This is a genomic window from Dermatophilus sp. B7861-1, from assembly GCF_058996045.1.
This window is the reverse complement of sequence record NZ_CM180082.1, coordinates 1,281,205-1,300,319: the sequence shown is the minus strand read 5'-3', so window position 1 is coordinate 1,300,319 and position 19,115 is coordinate 1,281,205. Positions and strand designations below refer to the sequence as shown.

General features: G+C 59.8%; 17 protein-coding genes and 1 tRNA gene. 16 read left to right on the top strand and 2 right to left on the bottom strand.

Going from position 1 to position 19,115, the window contains the following annotated elements; genetic code table 11:
- The first annotated feature begins 49 nt into the window (after window positions 1-49).
- The 3 genes from AC2T9U_RS05800 to AC2T9U_RS05790 all read left to right on the top strand — a co-directional run bounded on the left by AC2T9U_RS05800 (window position 50) and on the right by AC2T9U_RS05790 (window position 3,324).
- On the top strand, window positions 50-2,329 hold the full coding sequence (locus AC2T9U_RS05800) for a Rossmann-fold NAD(P)-binding domain-containing protein (protein ID WP_493696902.1): 2,280 nt from the start codon (window positions 50-52) through the stop codon (window positions 2,327-2,329).
- Between the two features lie 229 nt (window positions 2,330-2,558).
- Complete coding sequence (locus tag AC2T9U_RS05795) at window positions 2,559-2,822, top strand: hypothetical protein (RefSeq protein ID WP_147279194.1); 264 nt, start codon at window positions 2,559-2,561, stop codon at window positions 2,820-2,822.
- A 76-nt stretch (window positions 2,823-2,898) separates the two neighbouring features.
- Complete coding sequence (locus AC2T9U_RS05790; RefSeq protein WP_493696901.1) at window positions 2,899-3,324, top strand: TIGR02611 family protein; 426 nt, start codon at window positions 2,899-2,901, stop codon at window positions 3,322-3,324.
- 23 nt (window positions 3,325-3,347) lie between these two features.
- Here AC2T9U_RS05790 and AC2T9U_RS05785 read toward each other — a convergent pair whose 3' ends face one another.
- Window positions 3,348-4,061 (bottom strand): metal-dependent hydrolase, encoded by a 714-nt coding sequence (locus tag AC2T9U_RS05785; protein ID WP_208303428.1) that lies wholly within the window; start codon window positions 4,059-4,061, stop codon window positions 3,348-3,350.
- A gap of 295 nt (window positions 4,062-4,356) precedes the next feature.
- Between AC2T9U_RS05785 and AC2T9U_RS05780 the strand changes: the two genes are divergently transcribed.
- From AC2T9U_RS05780 to AC2T9U_RS05765, 4 genes are all read left to right on the top strand, one after another.
- Window positions 4,357-4,433, top strand: a tRNA-Val gene (locus AC2T9U_RS05780).
- Window positions 4,434-5,201: 768 nt separating this feature from the next.
- Window positions 5,202-6,017 (top strand): CAMP factor family pore-forming toxin, encoded by an 816-nt coding sequence (locus AC2T9U_RS05775; RefSeq protein WP_115030300.1) that lies wholly within the window; start codon window positions 5,202-5,204, stop codon window positions 6,015-6,017.
- A 131-nt stretch (window positions 6,018-6,148) separates the two neighbouring features.
- Window positions 6,149-7,426, top strand: a complete 1,278-nt coding sequence (locus AC2T9U_RS05770; protein ID WP_493696900.1) for a CAP domain-containing protein — start codon at window positions 6,149-6,151, stop codon at window positions 7,424-7,426.
- Window positions 7,427-7,640: 214 nt separating this feature from the next.
- Window positions 7,641-8,318: a GNAT family N-acetyltransferase gene (locus tag AC2T9U_RS05765; RefSeq protein ID WP_493696899.1), complete on the top strand. Its 678-nt coding sequence runs from the start codon at window positions 7,641-7,643 to the stop codon at window positions 8,316-8,318.
- Here AC2T9U_RS05765 and AC2T9U_RS05760 read toward each other — a convergent pair.
- Window positions 8,294-9,166: a putative RNA methyltransferase gene (locus AC2T9U_RS05760; RefSeq protein WP_208303432.1), complete on the bottom strand. Its 873-nt coding sequence runs from the start codon at window positions 9,164-9,166 to the stop codon at window positions 8,294-8,296. The two genes, AC2T9U_RS05765 and AC2T9U_RS05760, sit on opposite strands and share 25 nt — an antisense overlap.
- A 182-nt stretch (window positions 9,167-9,348) precedes the next feature.
- On the opposite strand from AC2T9U_RS05760, the gene thrS reads away from it, so the two are divergent.
- The 9 genes from thrS to pdxT all read left to right on the top strand — a co-directional run bounded on the left by thrS (window position 9,349) and on the right by pdxT (window position 19,091).
- Window positions 9,349-11,430 carry a threonine--tRNA ligase gene (gene thrS, locus AC2T9U_RS05755; protein WP_115030303.1) on the top strand — a complete coding sequence of 694 codons (2,082 nt, stop codon included), beginning with the start codon at window positions 9,349-9,351 and terminating at the stop codon, window positions 11,428-11,430.
- A gap of 90 nt (window positions 11,431-11,520) precedes the next feature.
- Entirely contained in the window at window positions 11,521-12,099 is a 579-nt protein-coding gene (locus tag AC2T9U_RS05750; protein WP_493696898.1) for an HIT family protein, read from the top strand.
- Window positions 12,100-12,266: 167 nt separating this feature from the next.
- The gene (gene pgsA, locus AC2T9U_RS05745) at window positions 12,267-12,908 is read left to right on the top strand and encodes a phosphatidylinositol phosphate synthase (RefSeq protein WP_115032551.1); all 642 of its coding nucleotides are present in this window, start codon (window positions 12,267-12,269) and stop codon (window positions 12,906-12,908) included.
- Window positions 12,905-13,846, top strand: coding sequence for a phosphatidylinositol mannoside acyltransferase (locus AC2T9U_RS05740; protein WP_493696897.1), 942 nt, complete (start codon window positions 12,905-12,907; stop codon window positions 13,844-13,846). The genes pgsA and AC2T9U_RS05740 overlap by 4 nt, the downstream gene beginning before the upstream one ends.
- Window position 13,847: 1 nt before the next feature.
- Complete coding sequence (locus tag AC2T9U_RS05735) at window positions 13,848-15,020, top strand: glycosyltransferase family 4 protein (RefSeq protein ID WP_493696896.1); 1,173 nt, start codon at window positions 13,848-13,850, stop codon at window positions 15,018-15,020.
- A complete protein-coding gene (locus AC2T9U_RS05730; protein WP_115030311.1) occupies window positions 15,017-15,577 on the top strand; it encodes a hypothetical protein in 561 nt (186 codons plus the stop codon). The genes AC2T9U_RS05735 and AC2T9U_RS05730 overlap by 4 nt, the downstream gene beginning before the upstream one ends.
- A gap of 84 nt (window positions 15,578-15,661) precedes the next feature.
- Entirely contained in the window at window positions 15,662-16,567 is a 906-nt protein-coding gene (gene pdxS / locus AC2T9U_RS05725) for a pyridoxal 5'-phosphate synthase lyase subunit PdxS (RefSeq protein WP_493696895.1), read from the top strand.
- A 303-nt stretch (window positions 16,568-16,870) separates the two neighbouring features.
- A complete protein-coding gene (locus AC2T9U_RS05720; protein WP_493696894.1) occupies window positions 16,871-18,370 on the top strand; it encodes an amino acid permease in 1,500 nt (499 codons plus the stop codon).
- Window positions 18,371-18,470: 100 nt separating this feature from the next.
- Window positions 18,471-19,091 carry a pyridoxal 5'-phosphate synthase glutaminase subunit PdxT gene (pdxT, locus tag AC2T9U_RS05715; RefSeq protein ID WP_115030317.1) on the top strand — a complete coding sequence of 207 codons (621 nt, stop codon included), beginning with the start codon at window positions 18,471-18,473 and terminating at the stop codon, window positions 19,089-19,091.
- The last annotated feature ends 24 nt before the right edge of the window (window positions 19,092-19,115 follow it).

Sequence of the window (19,115 nt, the reverse complement as noted above, 5' to 3'; positions counted from 1 at the left end):
CACCATCACGACACCACTAGTCACGGAAGACGGGTCGGAGATAGCCCGAGTGAGAAACTCACGCAGAAACAGCACGACAGCCAAACGCACCGTCAGACATCTCAAAGAAGTCGTCCGCTTCGGAGCTCCTTCTCCCAACCTTGATGGCCGCACTATCGCCATCCTCGGCATCGGTGATGCCACCGCCAGCGCAATCATCTCAGCTCTGCACGCTGAAGGCGCCAAAACTGTGCGGATCGAGGGAAACATCCCTACCGAAATTCACAGCGACCGTGATGAAGCTGCTGCTGCGCTCCGCCGCGCGCTCACGCCCCACGGCACCACCGTCGACGGCATCATCGATCTTGGCCTGGGCATCTTGACCCTCCCCAAAATCCGCGATTCGTGGATCGCTCAATACCGTCAAACAATCATGGCCCTGGAAATCGTGGGCCCGGAATGGGCTCGCGCTGGAGACGCCAACCGTTACTTCTACATAGCCCTAACCCGAACTGGGGGAGAACTAGCCACCCCCGCAGCCCCAGAAAACCCGCACGCAGGCCTATGGGCCGGACTAGCCAAAGCGCTCCCGCTGCACTACGAATGCGTCAACACTCGCGTTGTGGACTTTCCCACCTACATCGACACGCAAACCCTTGCCTACGGCCTGATCCGTGAGCTTTACCGCTGGGGAAGCTTCGAAATAGGGCTACTCGATGGAGTGCGTTATCGCCCCGTCTCCGTAGTCGAACCCACCCCAGCCCCCATACTCACCCTCACCGACCACGACACCGCCCTCGTTACCGGCAGCCACATCCCCGTCGTCTGTGCCCTTTCGCGCCGCCTCATTGACACCGGAACACGTGTTGTAGCCGCAGTTGCGCCCAGTGCGCCACGTAGCCAACGCTCCTATCTTTTGCGCTCAGGGATCGAACCCCGAACCTGCGACATCACCCAACAAAATGAAGTCAACGCCCTCATTACTGAACTAGGGCCCCACCTGAGCGCCGTCATCCACGCCGAAGGAGCCGACCTTACTGTTGAAGAAAGAAACGACCCCCTCGACAGCGCGAACAGGCTACTGGAACGACGCATCAAAGGGTTCCTCCACCTGCTAGATGCAGTGAAAAACAATGCTGATCCAGCCGTGATCTCCGTGCTCACCAGCACAACCCGCCCAGCCCTTGCTGGTGCGCACAACATCCACGCTGGCGCCATCGCTGAACTTCTCTCATATGTAGCCAGGTGGGCCACGCAAGAAATCCCTCCACGCACCGCCGTGCAAACCCTGACCGCAGGCATCACCGACAAATCCGAAACCGCTGTCTACGCACACGCCTGGGCCAACGAAATTCTGGCCACCTCCGAAGGAGCAGTCGACCTCGGTGACCGTATCGAAGTCACCACAGGGCCAATGCTTGCTCGCGGATACCTCGCTCATAGCGACGTTCCTGGAACCCGCGAAACCCGCACCGCCCTGGCACGAATCGGACGCCCAGAGCACTACATCAGTGACAAAAGCATCGCCATCCGTGTAGACCTAGCCCCAGCAGGAGACAACGCCAACCTTGATGTGCGCCTCGAAGGCAACCCTTGCGTACCGATCAGTGTTCTCGTTGACCAGATGGTCGCCACAGCAGCTTGGCTAACCAACGACATCCGGCAACGCGTGATCGAAATACGTCACCTGACGGTCAACCTGCGCGGTCTAGCTGAGGCAACGATGCACCTCGTTCGTGTCGCAGCCAATCTCACCCACGCCTCAAACAACACCATGCACGCTCGTCATATCGAAGTCACTGCCAGCTGCATGGGCAGACAAGTCGCCCACGCCGTCATCACCTTCGCCGGAAGCTACCCATCACGGCTACACACACCCGCCATCGAAACCACCGAGAACATCGCATACCAGCACCCCATCGGCCCCCAAGAAGCACCCGTCACCATGGTGTGGACCGGGTTGGCCTTCGACCGCATCGGTGAACGCGATGAAAACTCCGGAAACACGCGATACACCGTGCGACCTGACCGGCTCACCGACCAGTTCTCCCCAGGATTCGTTCCAGCACCACGCATCGGCTATAACCTCATCGAGAACTTAGCGGCACGGAGTTATCCCAACAGCCCCGCAACCGCATTCACGATCGATAGGCTCATCATCCACGCACCCTCCGTCACTCGCGGAAAGCTCTTCCTCGAACCGGCAACAACCGAAGGTGGCGCACGAACAGCGTGGAAAGCTAGCACTACCGGGGGAGATGTCATTCTCGAGGCACGAGGGGTGGCCTACAACAGCGGTACTGCATGCAGCGCACCTGCATGCTCCGCTGAAGAAATTCACATCCAATAAAAGTAAGAAACAAGGGGGAGTCATCAGCTATGCCAGCGAGATATCAAGTCGGTGACAAATTGGCGCCGACCATGTCTCAAGTCCTACTCACCAGCGCCGATCACAACAACTGAATGGAATCGATCCGGTTCGACAAGGGCCCCCTTGCTGCGTGTCCTGCCAACGTTGACAGCACACGACGTGCAACCGCACCAGCCCACCGTCGACCTGATGCCACGGAAAGGCAATAATGAACCTGGATATTGCGTCGCGCCGATACGCGGTGACGTTGGCGCACCGGTGCGAACTCGGGACCTCTAACACTCGTGAAATCTCAGCCAGAAGCCTCACTGAACTTCTTCGCGTGCTACATGAGGGCGAAAACAACTACCAATCCTGCAGCTACTGCGGAGAGGCAGGGATGGCGATCTCTTCCATCTCCGTAGTTCTCGAAGAAGAAGCCCTTACCGAACGACTCGGAGCCTACGCAGACGAACTCTTCGCCGCGGTCTGAACAGGAACCGCAGCCGCAGCACACACGTTGAATTCCTCGGGGATAGGCCACATGTAGCTGCGATGCAGGGGGAGACATGGACGACGGGGGAGCCAAACTTTTCCATCCGGGGCAGTGGCAATGGCATCAGCGGCTTCAAGCTAACGCAAACGCATATCGGCTGTACCGACTCGGTGTCGCAGTTGCGGGATTCCTGATCGTGATAGCGGGGCTGATCATGGTCCCCTTGCCCGGGCCCGGGTGGCTCGTCGTCTTTATCGGTGTGGCGTTATGGGCATCTGAATTCACCTGGGCCCATCGCCTCCACCAATGGGGATGGGCCAAAGTTCGCGCCTGGACTACATGGATTGGTGCCCAATCGCTAGCCATACGCGGGGCAGTAGCACTAGGGACGTGCCTGATCGTATGGGCTGCGCTATGGATCTCGGCTTGGAGCACCGGAATCGCCGACCGGCTTCCGCAACCGATCGGCGATTTCATGCACACCTATCTTTTTCTCTGATGCACTAGCGCGCGCTTACCGCATCACGAAATGAATAGCTGCCGTAGCGGAGAAGCCGCCGCCCCAATCGAATAGACAAACCAGTAACCAATCGCCCCGCACAAGAGAACAAATACAATCGACTCCCCGCGGGTGCCGTTAGAGAAAAGCCCAAGACCCCACCGGCCGCCACCAATACGAGGCGCTTTCGCTGTCGTCAGTGAATCTCCGATGATGTGCACTGCCACTCCCACTGCTGCCGCCAAAGGCATCCACCACGGATACCAGCTGAAGTGATAAGCAAGCGCCCCAGCAATTGCAGACAAGGTCAGGTTTGTGCCTGGGTGCGAGGTATCACCAGGAAGCACATCGTCTAATCCAGTCAATGCCAATCCGGTAACCCAAGCAACAACCAAGGCCGCAGCCAGGGGATACATACCTGCCAGCAGAACCAGACCAGCCATCGCCAACGACGACAACACCAGATAGTGAGTCTGTTTACGGTGCTTAACGACCTTGCGCAGTGGCCACGTCAAAGTTGCTGATAGCCGTCCCCACACTCGCGTTGCCTTCGATCGGGGGGTGTCTAAGTCCGAAGCGATCGCCCACCCGGCCGCAACAGCTGCGAACAGCAACGCATCACGATCGGACAAAACATGAAGACCTGGCAGTGACGTCCCAGAAACCAGCTCGTTCCACGGATCAACCGCCATCCGTGACCACGTCGCCACCCATAGCCCTCCGGCGAAACCACTCACTGCATGTGTTGTGCCCTGCACTGACGTACCCCCTCTAAACAACGTCCTTGTCCAATGACGACCAATCCGTGGCCACACGATGAGGCGAGGTCTTCTGTGACCAGAAGGCACACCACGCGCAGCGCTACACCGTGAACTGCGCATCCCACAAAGTCGTGCCGCGATCATCGCACTGACGCGAAAGCCACAGGAAAATAAGCCTGCTCGCACCAGAAAAACCACTAATTCCATCCCCGATTTGGGTGATCGGGGAACCATTGGATACAGTTGCGAAGCACTTGGGCATACAGCTCACGGACGTGTAGCTCAGCTGGTTAGAGCGTTCGCTTCACACGCGAAAGGTCAGGGGTTCGAGTCCCTTCACGTCCACCACCAAACAAGGCCCGAACCGAAATCCTGGTTAATTTCGGTTCGGGCCTTGTTGCTATGTGTGAGCCTCATTAAAGGCAGCGGCGCCTGAAGAGGCAGCGCCGAATTACCTAATTACCTGCTGGGCCTCACTTCAGCTCTCACCCCCTCAGTCAGCCCCACATCAATAACCTGTATCTCCGCTGAGAATTTTATTCAGGCGTGACGCATCATTCACCTGACTCACAGGCAAAAAGCAGGAAAGCCTCTCAGTGGCACGCAAACTTGACAGCCACATCGCCCGCCATACAGTTCACCATCCACTCTTCTTCCCCTTCTCACCAGGAAAAACCGTGACATCCTCGGCAGGCGCCAATCAGCCATCTGCCCGCGGAGCGCATGCGCTGACTCCACGCAAAACCAGCTGCCCACACACCCCCGCACACCCCCTGTGGGTGCCCACATATGCTGCAAATAAAGGCAAATCCCCATATACACATATGTGTGACCTGCAGATGCTGTGGGTCACCTTGTGGCCAGGTGGGTCCCATCTGCATGGGTAGCGTTCTCCTCGTTGGCCGCGAGCCAACCTGTTTCAAGGCGCCACGCCGCGAAACAACACCCGATGTCGCACCGATGACGGCACGTGGACGGATGAACAGCGAGTCCCCTCGAACGACCACGCACCCACTCGAGCACGTCGAAACTCGACACCGCCCTGAAGCGGAGCGTCAAAAGAACAAAACTCCCCAGCCCGGCTCAGCCGGGTTCTTACCACCCTGAGGAAAACTTATGTTCAGCTCACGCAAGGCAGTTGCGGGCCTGGCCGCCTGCGCCCTGTCAATCTCCCCTTTCATCTACTCCGTGCCGAGCCACGCTGCTCCTCTCACCACGCAGACCAGCTTCTCAGCTCAGTCTCACGTCTCCGCAGAGGCCATCGCTGCCTACCGCGCTGAGGCCAAGAATGACCTGAACAAGATCAACAACTCCATCAACGAGCTGCAGACCGCCAAGGAAATCGCTCCTGACACGAACTACCTCAAGGAGATCAAGCAGCTCCTGAAGACCGCCTTCGAGCTGCGTGGCACCATCACCGCCATCGCCTCTGGGCAGCCTCCGGCATTCGACCCCGCCACCATCAAAGCCCGCGTCGAGGTCGTTCGCCAGATCGCTATCACCATCCACTACTCCCACAAACACCTGCGTAACAAAGTTACCCAGGCACACGCCGAGCTCGGCTTCGCAGTCACCAAAGCCATCATCCGCGTCTGCAACCCCACCTCCACGATGGAGCAGCTGAACGCTTCCCGCGATGAGCTCATCCAGGATCTTGAGAAGGTCAAGAACTACCCCGACCTCAAGCCGACCGACCGCGCCACCATTTACGTCAAGGCCGGCCTGAACCGCAAGATCTGGGAGATCCGCTGGGGCCGCGACACCAAGATCCTCGGCAAGGCCGAGCGCGGTGTTTACAAAGAGCTCAACAAGAACATCACACACGCTGTCGGCGTCTGGGCCAAGATCAACGTCACCGTTGCCGACGTCGACAAAGAAATTGCCGCGCTCGACGCCGCCTACAAGAAGGCGTTGGGCACGCTCAAGAAGTGATTCACCCCCGGTGAACACGCGTCCCGCTCCTTGCACAAGGGGCGGGACACCCCCCAAAAAAGCAGGGATACACAGGGGCGCACCTCCACGGCCCCAATGCCCTTCGACAAGGCATAAATACAGGAGAAAGTATGCAGAAAAAGCTCAGCAAGCGCGCCTCCCGGATGATTGCGGCTACCGCCGCATGCGGCCTGGCCTCCTCATTGGTGGTCGGCGGGACTGCTTTCGCAGTAGACGGGAAGCACGACCAGTCGAGCCACAAGCCGGCAGCTACCTCCGGTGACAAGAAAGCCGGTGACAAGGACAAGAAGGCCAAGACCCCCGAAAAGGCCAACCTGGTCAACCCCATTCCCTTCGCTCTCTCAAGCGAAGAGTTCAAAGAGCTTTTCGACGACGTCATCAACGACCGCACGAGCGGAGCCGACCGCGTTCGTTCCTTCGTGAACAAGTTCACCGGCGGTGCCATCAAGGATGGCTTCTACCGCAACTGCCCGTGGATTGACTTCCAGGACCGCAACCCGAACCAGCCTGGCGACAAGGGCTACGGCGACGATCCCACCAACCCCAACCCCACGCACCCCGGTGGTGACAAGACCCCCGGTGGTGACAAGACCCCTGGTGGCGACCAGACTCCTGGTGGTGACAAGACCCCGGGCATGCCTGGCACCCCCGGCGGTGACAAGACCCCTGGTGGCGACAAGACCCCTGGTGGTGACAAGACCCCGGGCATGCCTGGCACCCCCGGCGGTGACAAGACCCCCGGCGGCGACCACGGTAAGAAGCCTGGCGATGGCACAGGTGTAGGCAACATCGGTGGCGACAAGCCTTCTCGCCCTGGTCAGCCTGGTGACCCGTCGCACCCCGGCAAGCCTGGTCAGCCTGGTCAGCCCGGTCAGCCTGGCAAGCCTGGTGACCCGTCGCAGCCTGGCAAGCCTGGTCAGCCTGGTGACCCGTCGCACCCCGGCAAGCCTGGTCAGCCTGGTCAGCCTGGCAAGCCTGGTGACCCGTCGCAGCCTGGCAAGCCTGGTCAGCCCGGAGAAGGATCCAAAGACGCTCAGCTCGACCAGATCGAGCGCGCGATCTTCGACAAGATCAACCAGACCCGCCAGCAGGCTGGCGTTGCACCACTGAAGTGGGACCAGCGCCTAGCCAACGACTCCCGTGCATGGTCGAAGCACCAGGCTGACCTGAACACCATGGTTCACGACAAGTCCAGCTTCTACTACAACAACTACGGGGAAATCTTGGCCGCTGGCCCGGACCCGGCGAAGACGGCAGTCAACCAGTGGATCAACTCCCAGCCGCACTACCTGCCCATGGTCTTCAAGGGCCACACCATCGGTGGCGTGGGCGTGTACAAGCACCCCACCTGGGGCTACATGGTTACCGCTCGCATGGGCGCCAAGTGACCCAGCACCTCCTCTGATCACCAGTAGAGCACTACCTGCTCACTGATGATCTGAGCACATCGCAACACAGTTGGGGTGTCACGGATATATCCGTGACACCCCAACTGTTTATTTGCTCCACGCATTTGCTGCACTTTTACTCCATGCGCAGAACCATCCCGCAATAACCACCCATTCACTCCCAGCTTTCCTGAAAATAAATAAAATTAAACACATGACCGCTCAAAGGGGAGTAGCCATGCCCAACCGCAACCTCACAATCGTTCCCGGCTCTAAATCAGACCGCGACACATGCGCTGAGGTACTCGCACAAGCCTTCGCCGACGACGAATACACCCTCGGTCTCATTCCAGCCCGCGACCACCAACGACTCCCAACCCTCTTCCGCCGCATCATCACCGAAGTAATCACCGCCAACGGCTACGTGTACCTCGCCCGCGACACCACCAACGGCCAAGCACTCGGATGCGCACTCTGGGGCGTCCCCAACGAACACGTCACCCTCCTCCAACAGCTCAAAGGTCTACCCACATACCTCTCCATCTTCGGTAAACGATTCCACCACGCCCTACTCACCCAAAACGAAATCCGATCACACCTACCCACCATTCCCCACTGGTACCTCAAAGCCGTAGGAACCATCCCCTCCGCTCGTGGCCGTGGCGCCGGAAGCGCTCTCATCCAACAAGGCCTCCACCACGCAGACAAAGCAGGACAAGCTGCCTACCTCGAATCATCCAAAATCTCGAACATCCCCTTCTACGAAAAATTCGGATTCAACCAGATATCAACAGTTCCCGGACGCGGCACCATCGACTCGGTCGGCATGTGGCGACCAGCCTCCACATGCCCCCAAACAATCACACCTCACCCCACCCCAACTGGCCGATAAACCCCTACCCGCACCGCCAACGTCACCTCAGAAGGCAACACCAATCCATCAACATCTCCCGCATGATGCGCCCCAGGACCCATCCCCACCAAAAGACGACCCTGCGCAGCCTCCACAGGCACCCGACTCTCCACACACCGCTGCGAAACCACCTCAAACCCCTCCATCGAAGCCGCAAGCCTCTCTTCCTTACGCGGATCCACCCTCACCCGCATAGCCCCCGATAACTCCGCCAAATGATGAGACAACGGAGTCACCACCACAACCACACCATCCGGACGCAACACCCGCCCCAGCTCCGCGCCATGACGAGGCGCGAAAACCACCAACGCAACTTGAACGCTCCCATCCCGAATCGGAAAACGCTCCCACGTATCAGCCACCACCGACACCAACCCCGCATGCGCCTTAGCCGCCCTACGCGCCGCATACACCGACAAATCCATACCCACCCCAAAACCCAACGGCGTCTGCGACAAAACCCCTGCCGCGTAATAGCCAGTCCCACCACCACAATCCAAAACCCCACCCAACTCCACCCCACCAGCAGGCAACACCCCGCCCTCAAGTACCGCCTGCACCACACCATCCAAAATAGGGCGATACAACCCCGAAGACTGCACCTCAAACCGCGCCGCCACCATCGCCGCATCATCAGCAACAAGACCATGCCGACCCCGGCCACCCAACAACGTCACATGCCCCTGACGAGCTCGATCAAAACGATGACCCGCCCCACAACCAAAACACCGAACCTGTACATCAGGCTCTAAATCCCCACCACACACCGGACAAGCCAACATCATCCAACCCGACGCAGCCACGCCCCGCACCTGCTCCGAACTCACCGCTCAACCCCCTTTTTCCGCACCGACAACACAACACACATAGCCCTGCGCACAGCTCATTAGGCGATCATGCGCACCCCTCGATTGCTACCAGGGTGGGTACCAGGACGTAGCATCATTGCGCGAACGTTATACAACGCCGCATGTACATCAACACCACGTAACTAATCGAGGAGACCATCGTGCCCACGCAGATCACCGTGACCGTAGCCGGAGAGCAACGAACGGTCGAGCAGGGCACGACTGCCGCTGACCTGTTCGCCGACAACAAGCGCATCGTCGCTGCCCGCCTCACCAACAACGACAGCAGCCGCGTTGTCGACCTCGCCCACCCCTTGTCCGACGGCGACACTATCGACAGCGTCGACATCGGCAGCGAAGACGGCCTCAACGTACTGCGCCACTCTGCCACCCACGTCATGGCCCAAGCCGTACAACGCATGCGTCCCAACGCTAAACTCGGCATCGGCCCCGTGATCACCGACGGCTTCTACTACGACTTCGACGTCGAGGAACCCTTCACCCCTGAAGACCTGAAAAAACTCGAAAAAACGATGCAGCGCATCGTCAACGAAGGGCAAACCTTCCGCCGCCGCGTCATCACCCAAGCCGAAGCCGAAGCCGAACTAGCCAACGAACCCTACAAACTCGAACTCATCAGCCTCGCTGGAGGTCCCGGATCTGGTAAGAACGCTGATGACATCGACGCCGCAGCAGAAGGGGCGTCCATGGAAGTCGGCGGCGACGAACTCACCATCTACGAAAACGTCGATCGCAAAGGCGAAGTCGTTTGGCGCGACCTATGCCGCGGCCCCCACGTACCCACCACCAAAATGCTCGCCAACGGCTTCAAACTCATGCGCTGCTCCGCCGCATACTGGCGCGGCGACCAACGCAACGCCGGCATGCAACGCCTCTACGGCACCGCATGGCCCACCAAAGACGAAATGCGTGCCTACCTCGACCGCATCGCCGAAGCCGAAAAGCGCGACCACCGTCGCCTAGGCAACCAGATGGACCTGTTCAGCTTCCCAGACGAAATCGGCTCCGGACTAGCCGTATTCCACCCCAAAGGCGCCATCATGCGCATGGAAATGGAGGAATACTCCCGCCAACGCCACATCGCCGCCGGATACAGCTTCGTCAACACCCCACACATCACTAAAGGAAACCTGTTCGAAGTCTCCGGACACCTCGACTGGTACCGCGACGGCATGTACCCCGCCATGCAAATGGATGAGGAACGCGACAGCGAAGGCAACATCACCAAACCCGGCCAGGACTACTACCTCAAGCCGATGAACTGCCCCATGCACAACCTCATCTTCCGCTCCCGCGGACGCAGCTACCGCGAACTACCACTACGACTCTTCGAGTTTGGAACCGTCTACCGCAACGAAAAATCCGGCGTTGTTCACGGCCTCACCCGCGCCCGCGGATTCACCCAAGACGACGCCCACATCTACTGCACCCGCGACCAAATGCGCGGCGAACTCACCCGACTGCTCACCTTCGTCCTAGACCTACTCAAGGACTACGGACTCGACGACTTCTACCTCGAACTCTCCACCAAAAACCCAGAAAAATTCGTCGGCGATGACGCCACCTGGGAAGAAGCCACCGAAACACTGCGCCAAGTCGCCACCGACTCCGGCCTAGACCTCGTCCCCGACCCCGGCGGCGCCGCGTTCTACGGCCCCAAAATCTCCGTACAAGCCAAAGACGCCATCGGCCGCACCTGGCAAATGAGCACCATTCAGCTCGACTTCAACCTGCCAGAACGATTCGAACTCGAATACCAAGCCGCAGACGGAACCCGTCAACGCCCCGTCATGATCCACCGCGCGCTATTCGGTTCCATCGAACGATTCTTCGGCGTTCTCGTCGAACACTACGCAGGATCATTCCCCGCCTGGCTCGCCCCCGTGCAAGTCACCGGAATCCCCGTCGCAGAAGAACATGGCGAATACCTCGAAGAAATCGCAGCACGCCTACGCGAACACGGCGTTCGCATCGAAATCGACCACAGCGACGACCGCTTCCCCAAGAAAATCCGCAACGCATCCACCTCCAAAGTCCCTTTCACACTCATCGCCGGTGAAGAAGACCGCAGCAACAACGCCGTCAGCTTCCGCTTCCGCGACGGCAGCCAAGAAAACAAAGTCCCTGTCGACGTAGCAATCGAACGGATCCTCACCACCATCCGCAGCCGCGACAACAACGACCCTGTCGCCTCCACCCACACACCCGAAGAAACCGAGTAACAAAAGCACAAACCACACCTGTCAGGGGTGGCACGGACACACACCGTGCCACCCCTGACTCACCCCACCACCAGACCTAAAATCAGGCCCATGACCCAACCGCCCCGGATCGACCCAGCCACGCAATTTGCCGGTGAACACGACGGCTTCGAACGCCTCTGGACCCCGCACCGCATGGCCTACATCCAGGGCAACTCCGAAACAAAAAACACATCACAACCACACACGGCAAAAGAAAACGACTGCCCCTTCTGCACAGGCCCCACCAAAACCGACGAAGAAGCACTCATCGTCCACCGCGGAAAACACTGCTTCGCCATCCTCAACCTCTTCCCCTACAACCCCGGCCACCTCCTCATCTGCCCCTACCGCCACATCCCCATGTACATCGACCTCAACGACGAAGAACTCGACGAATTCACATCAATGACCCGCCAAGCAATCCGCATGATGCAGCGCGTCAACGCCCCACACGGCTTCAACATCGGAATGAATCAAGGCGCAGTAGCAGGCGCTGGCGTAGCAGCCCACCTACACCAACACATCGTTCCCCGGTGGTCCGGAGACGCTAACTTCTTCCCCATCATCGGCCGCACCAAAGCCCTACCCGTCCTCCTCGATGACACCCGACGCATGTTCACTCAAGGATGGACAGACACCACCCAATAAGCAGCACCACCAACCGACAAGAAAAGCCACCCCGTCACATAGGGTGGGCTAATCATGAGCACACCGGCATTCGCAGCGCCTACCCGACACCACACACCCACCCACGACAGCGAATGCCCACCACCACAACGGCGGCCCCCACACACCAACAACCACGAAGGGGCCCCATGCTGAACAAATTCGCCCGATCATTCGCCACCAAAATCGCCACTCCCATCGCCAAAATCCTCCTGCGCATAGGCCTCAACGCTGACGCAGTCACCACCATCGGGGCACTAGGCGTATGCGCAGGCGCACTCTGGTTCTTCCCCCGAGGAGAATTCGCACCCGGAGTCCTATTCATCACATTCTTTGTCCTATTCGACCTCCTCGACGGCACCATGGCACGCCTATCAGGAACCACCAGCACCTGGGGAGCCTTCCTCGACTCAACCCTCGACCGCCTCGCCGACGGAGCTGTATTCGGCGGCCTCCTGCTCTTCTATGCCCGCCAACCCCACGAAACCTCCGCCACCTGGGCCTCACTGTTCTGCCTCGTCTTCGCTTTCGTCACCAGCTACGCCCGAGCCCGCGCCGAAGGCCTAGGCATGACCGGAGCAAACACCGGCATCGCCGAACGCGCCGACAGACTCCTCATCACCCTCGCCGGAGCATTCATCGTCGACATCGCCAACCTGCCCAGCGACACCCTCGGCTACATCCTGTGGGCCCTAGCTGCCGCGAGCGCCCTAACCGTATGGCAACGAATGCACGCAGTCGCAAAAGAAATCGAGAAAAAACGCACCGACCACACCCATCCCATGCCATGAAAAACCCCACACACACCTGGCGTAAACGCATCAGCAACAAGCTCACAACCAGCGCATTCGCCACAGCATGGCAGGTTATTCCACGGCTACCGCAACGCCTGACCTTCGCTCTGTTCGACCTCGCCGCTCACCTGACCTATATCGCTAACGGGCAAGGCGTACGCACCCTGCGCGAAAACTACCGACACCTACACCCACACCTACCGCACCCTCGCCCACTGGAAACTCTCGTCCGTGACGGAGTTCGCTCCTACCTGCGCTACTGGTGCGAACTATTCCGGCTACCAGCAATGACCCCCGAGGACATCCGAAACTGCACCCGAATAGAAGGACTGCATCACATCCGTGCAGCCATGGGATCACCTGAGCAGCCCCGTGCCGTTGCCTGTTTCCTTTCCCACAGCGGAAACTGGGACCTCGCAGGAGCATGGGCCCAACTCGACTTGGGCCCCGTCGTCACAGTCGCCGAACGCCTCCAACCAGAAAGCATCTTCACCCTTTTCCGCGCTACTCGCCACGCCCTAGGCATGCGCATCATCGCCCTCACCGGCGAAGGAAACGTACTGCGCACCCTCCACAGCGCAACCAACAAACCCGTCATCATCCCCTTACTGGCCGATCGAGACCTCACCGGCGGGGGAGTGGCTACCACCTTCCCCGGCGGTCACATCAACGCCAGCGTCGGCCCAGCTGCCCTGGCCATCACCGCAGGAATAGAAGTCCTACCCGTCACCATCCACTACGAATCCACCCCCAAGACCACCAGTTACCGCACCGTCATCCAATTCCATCCACCTGCCCCACCCACCAGCGGGACAACCCACCAACGCGTCCGCGACACCACCCAATACTGCGTTGACATCATCGCCAACAACATCCTCAACCACCCCCAAGACTGGCACATGATGCAACCCATCTACACACCCCAAGGCACCTAAGATGCGCATCGGAATCGTCTGCCCCTACAGCTTCGATGTCGCAGGCGGCGTGCAAAACCACACCCGCGACCTCGCCCACCAACTCCACACCCGAGGACACCACGTCGCCGTACTCGCCCCGGCAGCCGAAACCACCCCACATACCCGCAACTTCACCAGCGCCGGAAGCTCACGCGCCATCCCCTACAACGGCTCCATCGCGCGCCTAGCCTTCGGCCCAGCCGTAGCCAACCGTGTCACCACCTGGCTAGAAAACGGCCGCTTCGACATCCTCCACATCCACGAACCTCTCGTACCTAGCACATCCATCCTCGCCCTACGCGCCGCACGAACCCCCATCGTGGCGACCTTCCACACCAACCTCGAACGCTCCCTCGCTATCCAAGCGGTATCCCCGCTAGTCCGCTCATCCCTAGAAAAAATCCACGGCCGCATAGCCGTCTCCCAAGCCGCCCGACAAACCGCCCTCAACCACATGGGCATCGATAGCGTCATCATCCCCAACGGCGTCGATACGCACACCTTCGCTACCGCCACCCCCAACCCCACCTGGACCGGAACCCCCAGCCACCCCACCATCGCCTTCCTAGGCCGTATCGACGAACCCCGCAAAGGTCTGCCCGTCCTGGCCGATGCCCTCCCACACCTACTCAAACACCACCCAGGCCTACGCCTACTCATCGCCGGCCACGGAGACATCCCCACCGCCCGCAACCTCATCCCCACCTCAGCCCGCCACGCCGCTCACTTCCTGGGAGCAATCCCCGAAACAGACAAAGCCGCACTCCTACGCTCCGTCGACGCCTACATCGCCCCCCACACCGGAGGCGAAAGCTTTGGCATCGTCCTAGTAGAAGCCATGAGCGCCGGGGCACCAGTCATCGCCTCCAACCTCACCCCCTTCACCCACGTTCTTGGCGACGCCGGAATCACCTTCCCCACAGGAAACTCACACGCCCTCGCCCAAGCCCTCACCAACCTCCTCCACAACCCCAAACTACGCGAAAAGCTGCACCTAGCAGGCCTTGCCCGCGCCGCCACCTACGATTGGCGCCACGTCAGCGACGACATCCTCGCCGTTTACGAAACAGTCCTCGAAGGAACCCGCGCCACACCCCTGACCAACACCGCAACAGCCCTCTGGGCCACCCTCAAAGCGACCCTTACCCCATGAACACCACCTGGATCCTCACTACCCTGCTCATCCTCGCCCTATTCGCCTGGCACCTTTCCTACACAGCAGCGCGACTACACCGCCTCCATACCCGCGCCGAAGGAGCCCTTGCCGCCCTCGACGCCTACCTCATCCGCCGCGCAGAAGCAGCTACCGCCCTGGCAAACTCCGGCCTCCTAGACCCCGCCAGCTCACTCATACTCGCCTCCGCCAGCGCCGAATCCATCCATAGCGACTACAGCCTCCTTACCCTCGACTGGGCTGAAGGAAAACTGGCCCTACGCGAACTCACCGAAACAGCCCTCACCGTCGCACTCCGCGAAACCCTGCCCACCTCCACCCCCACGAACAGCAACTCACCCGAATCTGACCCAATCGCCCACACCATCGCCACACACCGCCGTGTCCAGCTAGCCCGCCAGTTCTACAACAACACCGTCAGCGACGTCCGCCGCCTGCGACACACACCCCTGGTACGCATCGCCCACCTCGCTGGACACGCCACCACGCCCCGCCCCATCGAATTCGACGACGACCTCACCGCGTCACCCACCTAACCCACACCCATCCAGACCAGCCACAACGGTGCTGCGCGTATCGTCTACCCAGGCATCAGTCATTAGGAACGCAAGGGAGCACCCATGACCGAACAGTCATCCGCCCAGTCCGCTGTAGGCACCACCCGCGTCAAACGCGGCATGGCCGAAATGCTCAAAGGTGGCGTGATCATGGACGTCGTCACCCCAGAACAGGCCAAAATCGCTGAAGACGCAGGCGCCGTCGCAGTCATGGCCCTCGAACGCGTCCCTGCCGACATCCGCGCCCAAGGCGGCGTCTCACGCATGAGCGACCCCGACATGATCGACGGCATCATCAACGCCGTCTCCATCCCCGTCATGGCCAAAGCACGCATCGGCCACTTCGTCGAAGCACAGGTACTGCAATCTCTGGGCGTGGACTACGTCGACGAATCCGAAGTACTCACCCCCGCCGACTACAGCAACCACATCGACAAATGGGCCTTCACCGTCCCCTTTGTTTGCGGCGCCACCAACCTCGGCGAAGCCCTACGCCGCATCACCGAAGGCGCAGCGATGATCCGTTCCAAAGGAGAAGCCGGTACCGGCGATGTCTCCAACGCCACCACGCACATGCGCAAAATGCGCGATCAAATCCGTTGGCTCACCTCGCTCCCCGAAGACGAACTCTACGTAGCCGCAAAAGAACTCCAAGCCCCCTACGACCTAGTCAAAGAAGTAGCAACCAACGGCAAACTCCCCGTCGTACTCTTCACCGCTGGCGGTATCGCCACCCCCGCCGACGCCGCCATGATGATGCAGCTGGGCGCCGAAGGCGTCTTCGTTGGCTCAGGCATCTTCAAGTCCGGAAACCCCGCCCAACGTGCTGAAGCCATCGTCAAAGCCACCACCTTCTACGACGACCCCGACACCATCGCCAAAGTCTCCCGAGGCCTGGGCGAAGCAATGGTCGGAATCAACGTCGACGACATCCCCGTACCCCACCGCCTCGCTGAGCGCGGCTGGTGACCTCTGATCTGCGCCTGCTACTGAAATACACATAAACAAACACAGCCGTGGGCAGCGGTGCGACATAAAACACGTTCTCGCACCGCTGCCCACAAACACATAGGGAAGTAACCACAAATCTCTACACCACTGCCTCGCAAGACACACCAGAACCGCAAAGAATCTTTTTCAGACTAATTTCAGTGCGATATTCACAAATTCCCAGCTAGTTGGCCATGTGCAGACAACAGCCACCACAGCCGCCTAGGCGCTTGCCGACACCACAAGTTCCTGCAGGCCACCCCATGGCCTCACTGTTAGGGCATGACATCATCACAACCTGGTGAGCAACGAAGCTCATCAACGAGCTCGCCCCCTGCACAGCCAGCCGAAAACGCCTCCCTCCACCTCGAAGACGCAGGCGACACCGGCTACCACAAATCGCTCACCAACCGTCAGGTCCAGATGATCGCCCTCGGCGGCGCCATCGGAGTCGGCCTCTTCCTCGGTGCAGGACGCCGCCTGGCCATCGCAGGGCCTTCACTTATCCTCTCCTACGCCTTCTGCGGCGTCATCGCTTTCTTCCTTATGCGTGCCCTAGGCGAACTCGTCATGCACCGTCGCAGCTCCGGATCCTTTGTCTCCTACGCACGTGAATTCTTCGGAGACCGCGCCGCCTACATGGCCGGCTGGATGTACATGCTCAACTGGATGACTACAGGCGTCGCCGAAATCACCGCCATTGCCGTGTACATCAGCAAATGGCTACCCGACACCCCTCAATGGATCAGCGCACTCGTAGCCCTAGCCCTCGTACTAGCTATCAATCTCTCCAGTGCAAAAGCCTTCGGAGAGCTCGAATTCTGGGCCGCCCTACTCAAAGTGCTCGCCCTATCGGCCTTCCTCATCGTCGGCACCGTCATGGTCATCATCGGTTTCAAGTTCAATGGCAACCCCGCCGGACTACATAACCTGAACTCACCCGATGGATTCTTCCCCAACGGCAACACCCTCGCCTTCGTCATGCTCATGCAAGGCGTCGTCTTTGCCTACGCCACCATCGAACTCGTCGGCACCGCAGCCGGGGAAACCCACGACGCCGAACATGTCATCCCCAAAGCAGTCCGCGCTGTCATCTACCGGATCGCCCTGTTCTATGTCGGCAGCGTGTTCCTGCTGTCCTGCCTGCTGCCCTACACCGCCTACAAAGCTGGCGAAAGCCCCTTCGTCACCGCTTTCGGATCCATGCTTCCCTGGATCGGTGACCTCATGAACGTCATCGTCATCACCGCAGCGCTCTCCTCATGTAACTCCGGCCTCTACTCCACCGGCCGCATCCTGCGCTCCCTGGCAGCATCCGGCGAAGCCCCCCGCTTCACAGCCAAACTCAACAAAACCGGCGTACCCGCAGGCGGCATTCTCCTCACCGCATTCGTGTACTTCCTGGGAGTCATCCTCAACGTGTTCATGCCCGGAGAAGCATTCGACATCGCCGTCGAAACCGCCGCAGTCGGCATCGTATGGACATGGGTGACTATCTTCGCCTGCCAAATGGCCCTACGGAAACGCATCAACAAAGGCCTAGTCGAACCCACCTCATTCCCCATGCCCGGAGCCCCCTACACCGGCTGGTTCGGCATCATCTGCCTGGTGGGCATCATCGTGATCATGCTCATCGACACCTCAAACGAGTTCTTCAACTGGAAGGTGCTCGGCGCAGCAGCCCTATTCACAGCCACCGTGTGGTTCCTATGGCCGCTAGTCAAACGCAACAAAGAACGTCACCCCGAATTCCAAAAAGCCACCGAACTCACCTTTGAATAAACCCCAAGAAACACAGCGGCGGACAGAAGCCCACAAGCACATCTGCCCGCCGCTGCTATTTGCCTAACCCACCGCACCGCACAACGTAGCCTTTTATGACGTGACATCGCCCACCATCGGAATTCTTGCGCTCCAAGGCGACGTGCATGAACACGCCACCGCCATCACCGCCTGCGGCGCCACCGCAGTGCCCATTCGCCGCCCCGAAGAGCTCCACACCGTGCACGGCATCGTCCTACCCGGGGGCGAATCCACTGTGATCGACCGGCTCCTACGAACCTTTGACCTCCAAGACCCTCTCAAAGAACGACTTCGCAATGGCATGCCCGCCTACGGCTCCTGCGCCGGAATGATCCTGCTAGCCAACTCAATCCTCGACGGCGAAAAAAGCCAACAAACCCTCGGAGGCCTCGACATCGTCGTGCGACGCAACGCATTCGGACGCCAAATCGCCTCCTTCGAAACAGACCTACCCGTAGCTGGCATCACCACTACCGACACCCCCATGCGCGCCGTCTTCATCCGGGCCCCATGGGTAGAAACCACCGGCCCTGAGGTTGAAATACTCGCTTCAGTCACCACCGAAACACCCACCGGTCACAGCACGCCCCGCCCCGTAGTCGTCGCCCAAGGAAACCTCTTAGCCTCCGCATTCCACCCCGAGATAACCGGCGACCACCGCATGCACCAGCACTTCGTCAACCTCGTTCGAGCAAGCTAAACAGCCCACCCCACTCTGAAGGCG

Bases quoted from the DNA above. Each gene is read 5' to 3' on its own strand.
- AC2T9U_RS05795 (WP_147279194.1), top strand. From the start codon at position 2,559: ATGAACCTGGATATTGCGTCGCGCCGATACGCGGTGACGTTGGCGCAC.
- AC2T9U_RS05790 (WP_493696901.1), top strand. From the start codon at position 2,899: ATGGACGACGGGGGAGCCAAACTTTTCCATCCGGGGCAGTGGCAATGG.
- AC2T9U_RS05775 (WP_115030300.1), top strand. From the start codon at position 5,202: ATGTTCAGCTCACGCAAGGCAGTTGCGGGCCTGGCCGCCTGCGCCCTG.
- AC2T9U_RS05770 (WP_493696900.1), top strand. From the start codon at position 6,149: ATGCAGAAAAAGCTCAGCAAGCGCGCCTCCCGGATGATTGCGGCTACC.
- AC2T9U_RS05765 (WP_493696899.1), top strand. From the start codon at position 7,641: ATGACCGCTCAAAGGGGAGTAGCCATGCCCAACCGCAACCTCACAATC.
- AC2T9U_RS05750 (WP_493696898.1), top strand. From the start codon at position 11,521: ATGACCCAACCGCCCCGGATCGACCCAGCCACGCAATTTGCCGGTGAA.
- pgsA (WP_115032551.1), top strand. From the start codon at position 12,267: ATGCTGAACAAATTCGCCCGATCATTCGCCACCAAAATCGCCACTCCC.
- AC2T9U_RS05740 (WP_493696897.1), top strand. From the start codon at position 12,905: ATGAAAAACCCCACACACACCTGGCGTAAACGCATCAGCAACAAGCTC.
- AC2T9U_RS05735 (WP_493696896.1), top strand. From the start codon at position 13,848: ATGCGCATCGGAATCGTCTGCCCCTACAGCTTCGATGTCGCAGGCGGC.
- AC2T9U_RS05730 (WP_115030311.1), top strand. From the start codon at position 15,017: ATGAACACCACCTGGATCCTCACTACCCTGCTCATCCTCGCCCTATTC.
- pdxS (WP_493696895.1), top strand. From the start codon at position 15,662: ATGACCGAACAGTCATCCGCCCAGTCCGCTGTAGGCACCACCCGCGTC.
- AC2T9U_RS05720 (WP_493696894.1), top strand. From the start codon at position 16,871: ATGACATCATCACAACCTGGTGAGCAACGAAGCTCATCAACGAGCTCG.